The 7,652-nt window shown below is 37.1% G+C and carries 8 protein-coding genes; 6 read left to right on the forward strand and 2 right to left on the reverse strand.

Features of this window, described 5'->3' with window-relative positions:
* Positions 1-58 precede the first annotated feature (58 nt).
* The 6 genes from ACH0B5_RS04895 (at position 59) to recO (ending at position 5,224) form a co-directional block, all read left to right on the forward strand.
* The gene (locus ACH0B5_RS04895) at positions 59-2,176 is read left to right on the forward strand and encodes an HD family phosphohydrolase (RefSeq protein WP_341362292.1); all 2,118 of its coding nucleotides are present in this window, start codon (positions 59-61) and stop codon (positions 2,174-2,176) included.
* 15 nt (positions 2,177-2,191) lie between these two features.
* On the forward strand, positions 2,192-2,677 hold the full coding sequence (gene ybeY / locus ACH0B5_RS04900; RefSeq protein WP_341362291.1) for an rRNA maturation RNase YbeY: 486 nt from the start codon (positions 2,192-2,194) through the stop codon (positions 2,675-2,677).
* A complete protein-coding gene (locus ACH0B5_RS04905) occupies positions 2,664-3,014 on the forward strand; it encodes a diacylglycerol kinase family protein (protein ID WP_406927481.1) in 351 nt (116 codons plus the stop codon). Before ybeY ends, ACH0B5_RS04905 begins: the two co-directional genes overlap by 14 nt.
* A gap of 27 nt (positions 3,015-3,041) precedes the next feature.
* Complete coding sequence (locus tag ACH0B5_RS04910; RefSeq protein ID WP_174232655.1) at positions 3,042-3,461, forward strand: cytidine deaminase; 420 nt, start codon at positions 3,042-3,044, stop codon at positions 3,459-3,461.
* Positions 3,442-4,359 carry a GTPase Era gene (era, locus tag ACH0B5_RS04915; protein ID WP_122971341.1) on the forward strand — a complete coding sequence of 306 codons (918 nt, stop codon included), beginning with the start codon at positions 3,442-3,444 and terminating at the stop codon, positions 4,357-4,359. Before ACH0B5_RS04910 ends, era begins: the two co-directional genes overlap by 20 nt.
* An 82-nt stretch (positions 4,360-4,441) precedes the next feature.
* Positions 4,442-5,224 (forward strand): DNA repair protein RecO, encoded by a 783-nt coding sequence (gene recO / locus ACH0B5_RS04920; protein WP_122971340.1) that lies wholly within the window; start codon positions 4,442-4,444, stop codon positions 5,222-5,224.
* Between the two features lie 3 nt (positions 5,225-5,227).
* Here the strand turns inward: recO and ACH0B5_RS04925 are convergent, their stop codons facing one another.
* Positions 5,228-5,701 carry a hypothetical protein gene (locus ACH0B5_RS04925; protein WP_122971339.1) on the reverse strand — a complete coding sequence of 158 codons (474 nt, stop codon included), beginning with the start codon at positions 5,699-5,701 and terminating at the stop codon, positions 5,228-5,230.
* 207 nt (positions 5,702-5,908) lie between these two features.
* Positions 5,909-7,297 carry a glycine--tRNA ligase gene (locus ACH0B5_RS04930; RefSeq protein ID WP_122971338.1) on the reverse strand — a complete coding sequence of 463 codons (1,389 nt, stop codon included), beginning with the start codon at positions 7,295-7,297 and terminating at the stop codon, positions 5,909-5,911.
* Positions 7,298-7,652 lie beyond the last annotated feature (355 nt).

The raw sequence follows: 7,652 nt of genomic DNA on the forward strand, positions 1-7,652 counted from the left end.
AAATTATATTCATAAATTGGTAAACTATACATAGAGAAAGACCTTTGGAGGTGCGCAGGTGGAAAAGCACTTTAATAAATTGCTGAATATAATAAGTTTTCGGACTTTATTAATCGTTGTTTTAATTGTCACTGGTATTCTACAATTCTTTTTAATGCTCGGTAATATTCGAGGTACTACATATGATATCCAAGCTTTTCAACTTGCACCAGAGACAATACGTGCAGTCAAAACGGTAGAAGATACAGTAAAAACGGAGCAGGAAAGAGATAATGCCGAAAACGCTGTAGAACCTGTTTACGTATTTAATGATGAAACGGCACATAATCGTTCTTCTTTAGTCACTTCTATTTTTGACATTCTTTTGGATGTACGAAAAGACATAAGTGCTAGTAAAGAAGAAGTGCCGATAGAAAATCAAGTTCAACAACTTCAAGATAAATTAAAGGATATTACAGATAGTCAATCCCAACTTAATTTTACCGACAGTCAATTACAATCGCTTTTAACAGCAAATGATGCGAGTATTGCAACTGCGAAAACATTTCTTGTTAATTTAGTTGAAACAACATTGAAAGAGCCGATTCGTACAGATGATGTAGCTCAAGTACGGAATGAAATTGAATCAAGAATTCGTCAAAATGATACATTGGATGAAAATTTATTCAGCGTACTTGCGGTAATTGGACGAGCGGCAATTGTCGAAACAGAAGTATTGGATGAGGAGCGAACAGAAGAGCTAATTTTACAAGCCCGTGAAGAAGTTGAGCCAACAAGAATTTTACAAGGACAAATCATTGTTCAAGAAGGGGAATTGATTGATCGGGAAGTTTATCGTCAATTGGAACTTTTAGGTTTATTGAATAGCCATACATCAACAAAACCGGTTCTAGGCCTTTTCATCTTTATTGTTTTGCAAATGGCTTTTATGTATATCCTTTTTGACCGTTCGAAAACGGATTTAGAAAAAAGAAGGAAAGCTTTATTTGTAACGGCTATTGTTTATTCGATTTCAATTATATTAATGAAGTTGCTTAGTTTGTTATCAGACCAATTTGATATGACGATTGCCTTTTTATATCCAACAGCCCTTGCTACAATGCTTGTAAGGTTGTTAGCAAATGAAAGGGCGGCGATATTAGTAACCGTATTAACAGCAGCTTCTGCCGGAATATTGTTCCACGAAGGGTACGCAGCAGTTTTACAAATGGATATAGCACTGTATATTATTTTTGGTGGATTATCAAGTGTATTCTTTATGAGGAGCATGGAGAAGAGATCCCATTTATTAAAAGCTTGCGGAATCGTTTTGGTTATTAACTTTTTATTTATTGCCTTTTATTTGTTAATGTCCCAATCAGATTATGAGCTGGTAGAATTATTATTTTATGCAATAGCAGGTATTACATCTGCGGTTTTATCTGGTGCGTTGACGATGGGATTATTGCCTTTCTTTGAATCAGCTTTAGGTTTATTGTCGACAATGAGATTAATCGAATTATCAAATCCAAATCATCCGTTGTTGAAAAAATTGTTAACAGAAACGCCAGGAACATACCATCATAGTGTAATGGTTGCCAATCTTGCAGAGGCTGCCTGTGAAGCAATCGGAGCCGACGGATTATTAGCTCGTGTTGCATGTTACTATCATGATATTGGGAAGACGAGAAGACCGGCATTTTTCATTGAAAATCAAATGTCTGGCATTAATCCCCATGATTCATTGCCACCCGAAAGAAGTGCGGAAATTATCATTTCCCATACGACGGATGGAGCCGCTTTATTGAAAAAGCATAAAATGCCGAAAGAAATTGTAGATATTGCTCTACAGCACCATGGGACAAGTACCTTGAAATTCTTCTTACATAAAGCGAAGGATGAAGGGAAAGAAGTGGATGAAGAAGCATTTAGTTATCCTGGTCCAAAACCGCAAACAAAAGAAGCAGCAGTTATTAATATTGCAGATAGCGTAGAGGCTGCGGTCCGTTCGATGAAACAGCCTAGCTTGGAAAAAGTACAGCAACTTGTACATTCCATTATTCAAAGTCGTGTACAAGAACATCAATTTGATGAATGTGATGTCTCTCTTAAAGAATTAAAGAAAATTGAAGAAGTATTATGTGAAACGTTAAATGGGATATTCCATTCTCGGATTGAATACCCAAAAGAAGGATAATTTTAGGAGGATTCCATGCTTAATATTGATTTTTTAGATGAAACAAATGAAGTGCAGGAGGAGCATATTGAACTAGTTGAAAAATTACTTCAACATGCTGCAAATACTTTAAATATTGAAGATGGCAGTGAAGTTTCTGTTACCTTTGTTACAAATGAAGCGATTCATGAAATTAACCGGGAATACCGTGATAAAGATCAACCTACTGACGTTATTTCCTTTGCCCTCGAAGAGTTAGGTGAAGGCGAGGTAGCGATTCAAGGAGAAGGGATCCCTCGTATTTTAGGGGACATCATTATTTCGACAGATAGAACGAAAGAACAAGCTGAGGAATACGGTCACTCCTTTGAACGGGAACTTGGATTTTTAGCAGTTCATGGATTTTTACACCTTTTAGGCTACGATCATATGACAGAAGAGGATGAGAAAGTAATGTTTGGGAAACAAGATGACATTTTATCTTCTTTTGGCTTAGGCCGTGATTTTAATGGACGTTCTTAAGCTCATTAAATCCTTTGGATATGCTTTAGTTGGCATATGCACATCGTTAAAAGAACAAAATATGCGTATTCATTTATTTAGTGCAGTAATAGTCGTTATAGCTGGAGTGTTAACGGGGATATCGATAACAGAGTGGTTTGTTTTAATTATTACGATAGCACTGGTCATCGGTTCAGAAATGATAAATACAGCAATTGAGGCCGTCGTGAATTTAGCTTCTCCCGAATATCATCCTTTAGCAAAACAGGCGAAGGATGTAGCCGCAGGGGCAGTACTTGTTTTTGCGGTGGCAAGTGTTATAATCGGATTACTCATTTTTCTACCAAAATGGTTTTAAGAAAGAAATATTAAGGAGTTGGGGAATATGACAGTGAATATGAATCAATTAATAGAGCAATCAAAATTAGCAAGAGAGAAAGCGTATGTACCTTATTCAAAATTTCAAGTAGGTGCTGCCCTATTAGCGGAAGATGGAACAGTATATCAAGGCTGTAACATTGAAAATTCGAGTTATGGTTTAGCGAACTGTGCTGAACGTACAGCGATTTTCAAAGCGGTTTCTGAAGGTGTGAAAAATTTTAAAGCGCTTGCCGTTGTAGGCGATACAGAGGGACCATGTTCCCCATGTGGAGCGTGTAGACAAGTCATTTCTGAGTTTTGTGCACCAGATATGCCTGTTTATTTAACGAATTTAAAAGGGGATATACAACAAACGACAGTGGGCGAGCTATTACCAGGCGCCTTTACACCGGAGGATTTAGAACATGCAGGAAAACAACAATAGTTACAAATCAGGATTTATTTCGATCATCGGTCGACCTAATGTAGGGAAATCCACTTTTTTAAATCGCGTAATTGGCCAAAAAATCGCCATTATGTCAGATAAGCCTCAAACAACTAGAAATAAAATTCAAGGTGTACTAACCCGAGACCAGTCTCAAATGATATTTATCGATACACCAGGTATCCATAAGCCGAAACATAAATTAGGGGAATTCATGATCAAAGTATCAAAAAATACTTTGCGTGAAGTAGATCTCATTATGTTTATGGTGAATGCTGAACAAGGTTTAGGAAAAGGCGATGAATTTATTCTTGAGTTACTAGAGGGAACAAAAACCCCTGTATTTTTAGTCGTTAATAAAATAGACCAAATTCATCCTGATGAATTGGTGAATATTATTGAAACGTATAAAGGGAAATTTCCATTCGCTGAAATCATACCAATCTCGGCATTACAAGGTAATAATGTAGATAATTTATTAGTAACGATTGAGAACTATTTACCGGATGGTCCTCAGTACTATCCTGCAGATCAAGTGACAGATCATCCAGAACGATTTATTATTTCCGAGCTCATACGGGAAAAAGTTCTTCATTTAACAAGGGAAGAAATTCCCCATTCTATCGCTGTTGTGATCGACAAAATTAAGCGGGATGAAGAAAACGAACATATGATTCGCGTTCAAGCGACGATTATGGTTGAACGGGATTCGCAAAAAGGAATTGTTATCGGTAAACGGGGCGCCTTATTAAAAGAGGTTGGAACCCTTGCCCGTAAAGATATTGAAATGCTTTTAGGCTCAAAAGTGTATTTAGAGCTCTGGGTAAAAGTACAAAAGGATTGGCGAAATAAATCAACCCACTTACGTGATTTTGGTTATCGCGAAGATGAATATTAATTACCGAAAAGAATGCTTACAATTATGTAGGCGTTCTTTTTATGTATAATAGAAATAGAAAAACGTAGAAGGAAGTGCGGCAATGCTAAATAAATGGGAAGGCATTGTTTTAAAATCGAGATCCTATGGAGAATCCAATAAAATCGTAACAATTATGACGAGGGAAGCAGGTAAAGTGACGGTGATGGCTAGAGGAGCAAAAAAACCAACGAGTCGTTTAGCTGGGATTACTCAAACTTTTATGCATGGGGTATATGTTGTACAAAGAGGTTCGGGAATGGGAACGTTACAACAAGGGGAACATTTAGCCTCCATGCGCCATATCCAAACGGATATTGTTGCAACAGCCTATGCTAGCTATATTGTTGAGCTTCTCGATCGAATTGTCGAAGAGGGAAGTCCGGAACCTTTTGCCTTTGAAGTGTTACAACAAGCTCTTCATGCCATAGAGGAGGAGTATGATCCTGAGGCCATCGCTTTATTTGTTGATTGGAAGCTTCTACCTTATACAGGTGTTCAACCGATGTTACATGCCTGTGCATCGTGTGGAGCAATTGAAGGGGAATTTGCCTTTTCCTTTGCCCAAGGAGGCTATTTATGTCATCGTTGCTTCCATCTCGACCCTTACATCATTCGATTAACGCCAACCCAGTTAAAATTAATCCGAATGTTTTATTCGGTACCTATTGATCAAATTGGCAAACTAGATTTAAAAAAGGGGACAAAACAGTTTATTAAAAAAATTGTTTCAACTATATACGAGGAACAAACGGGAATTCGGTTAAAATCCAGGTCGTTTATTGAGCAATTAGAAAGAACCCCATTACTGAGTAGAAATAAACATAATGAGGAAACGACAGAATAATCGTTATAAAATATTTCGAACGACTTCTAATGTATCTTCCTTAATAGCTTTCCAAAATGATGGATTGGCTTCGCTCAAAAATGTTCCATCTCGTAGATGTAAATAATTTTCGTATAAATAGTTAATTTTATCGTAATAAAAGAGTAAACGATGATTCATATGGGTCATATCAATATGAAGTTCTGTATAACAGTCCACTAAACTTTGCAAATCACTGATTTGTTTTCGTATTTGATCATACATTTCCATATGATATTGTCCAACTTTATGTTCCAATTGACATCGGCTTCGATGTTGATTTAAGACATTCTTTAACGTATCTAGCTTTACGTTTGCTGTAAATAAAATATGGTGATGTGATTGATGCTCAGGCAATTCTTTATTTAATAATTCGTTAACAATGACTAATAGTTTTTCGCTGGCATTTTTTTCAATATTGATTGGTTTTTGTTTTTTAAATAAAGTTTGAAATAACATCAATCCCACCTCTTTTCCTATCATTATAATCGAAATATTCTTACAAATGAAAGATTGAAAAAATAAAATGAACAAAAGTAAAAACACATATCCATTATTGGGTGGAATATGTGTTTTTATACATTTATTGGGTTATATAGAAAAAATTATAGTATATAGAAAAAAAAGAGCTTATCTCGCTAAATTAGCGAAATAAGCTCATCGTTTTTAAAATTCTAAATGTTTTTCGATATATGCTTTAACTTCTGCTATTGGCATTCGGATTTGTTCCATGCTATCACGATGGCGAACCGTTACTTGACCGTCTTCTTTTGAATCGAAGTCATAAGTAATACAGAATGGTGTTCCGATTTCATCTTGTCGGCGGTAACGTTTACCGATTGATTGGGATTCATCATAATCAACAGGGAATGCTTTACGTAACTCGGACCAAACTTCTCCAGCTTCGTCTGCTAATTTTTTTGATAAAGGTAATACTGCTGCTTTAAATGGTGCTAAAGCTGGGTGGAAGCGTAATACTGTACGAGAATCGCCACCTTCTAATTCTTCTTCATCATAAGCATCACATAAGAAGGCTAATGTTACACGGTCAGCACCTAAAGATGGTTCGATACAATATGGAACGTAACGTTCATTTGTAATTGGATCAATGTAAGTAAAGTCTTCACCGGAATGTTCCATATGCTGTTTTAAATCATAATCTGTACGGTCGGCAATACCCCATAGTTCACCCCAGCCGAATGGGAAGCGGAATTCGATATCCGTTGTTGCATTGGAATAGTGGGATAACTCATCTTCTTCATGGTCGCGAAGACGTATGCTTTCTTCCTTCATACTTAAATTTAATAACCAATTTTTACAGAACTCTTTCCAATATTGTTGCCACTCTAAATCTTCACCTGGTTTACAGAAGAATTCAAGTTCCATTTGTTCAAATTCACGTGTACGGAAAGTAAAGTTACCAGGTGTAATTTCATTACGGAAAGATTTGCCGATTTGCGCAATACCGAACGGAGTACGTTTACGCATTGAACGTTGTACGTTTTTGAAGTTGACGAAAATCCCTTGTGCTGTTTCAGGGCGTAGGAAAATTTCATTCGTCGAACTTTCTGTAACACCTTGGAATGTTTTAAACATTAAATTGAATTGGCGAATTTCAGTAAAATCATTTGCACCACATTCAGGGCAAGTAACAGCAAGTTCATCCATTTTTGCTTTCATTTGATCAAAGCTCATACCGTCCACAATAATCTCTTTGCCAGTTTTTTCAAGAGACGCTTCTTCGATTAATTTGTCTGCGCGGTGGCGAGCTTTACACGATTTACAATCAATCATTGGATCATTAAAGTTACCAACGTGACCAGATGCAACCCAAGTACGTGGATTCATTAAAATTGCAGCATCAAGGCCAACATTATATTCTGATTCCTGTACGAATTTTTGCCACCAAGCTTTTTTTACATTGTTTTTCAATTCAACACCGAGTGGACCGTAATCCCAAGTGTTTGCAAGACCACCGTAAATTTCTGATCCTGGGAAAACGAAACCACGATGTTTTGCTAAGTTTACGATTGTTTCCATAGATTTTTGAGCCATGAGTAATTCCTCCTAATTGATGAAAATATAAAAGCACCCGTCTCCGGGCTTTTTGCCCGGGGACGAGTGCATATGTATAGTACACCCGCGGTTCCACCCCGCTTGATTGTCCGGTTGAAGTAAAGCGCTCGCATACGTCGTCATTCGTCATCAATGCAATCCTCATGAACCATTTTGTTCACTGCGGTTGATTGGCTCCTCATTCCTAGTCTGACAAACGCTTTCTTTTCAACCTCAATGGTCGAAGTAAAGCGCTCGCATACGTCGTCATTCGTCACCAATGCAATCCTCATGAACCATTTTGTTCACTGCGGTTGATTGGCTCCTCATTCCTAGTCTGACAAACGCTTTCTTT

It is taken from the genome of Ureibacillus sp. 179-F W5.1 NHS, assembly GCF_045369345.1.
Lineage (GTDB): Bacteria > Bacillota > Bacilli > Bacillales_A > Planococcaceae > Ureibacillus > Ureibacillus halotolerans.

Bases quoted from the DNA above. Each gene is read 5' to 3' on its own strand.
- ACH0B5_RS04910 (WP_174232655.1), top strand. From the start codon at position 3,042: ATGACAGTGAATATGAATCAATTAATAGAGCAATCAAAATTAGCAAGA.
- ACH0B5_RS04930 (WP_122971338.1), bottom strand. From the start codon at position 7,297: ATGGCTCAAAAATCTATGGAAACAATCGTAAACTTAGCAAAACATCGT.
- era (WP_122971341.1), top strand. From the start codon at position 3,442: ATGCAGGAAAACAACAATAGTTACAAATCAGGATTTATTTCGATCATC.
- ACH0B5_RS04905 (WP_406927481.1), top strand. From the start codon at position 2,664: ATGGACGTTCTTAAGCTCATTAAATCCTTTGGATATGCTTTAGTTGGC.
- ybeY (WP_341362291.1), top strand. From the start codon at position 2,192: ATGCTTAATATTGATTTTTTAGATGAAACAAATGAAGTGCAGGAGGAG.
- ACH0B5_RS04925 (WP_122971339.1), bottom strand. From the start codon at position 5,701: ATGTTATTTCAAACTTTATTTAAAAAACAAAAACCAATCAATATTGAA.
- recO (WP_122971340.1), top strand. From the start codon at position 4,442: ATGCTAAATAAATGGGAAGGCATTGTTTTAAAATCGAGATCCTATGGA.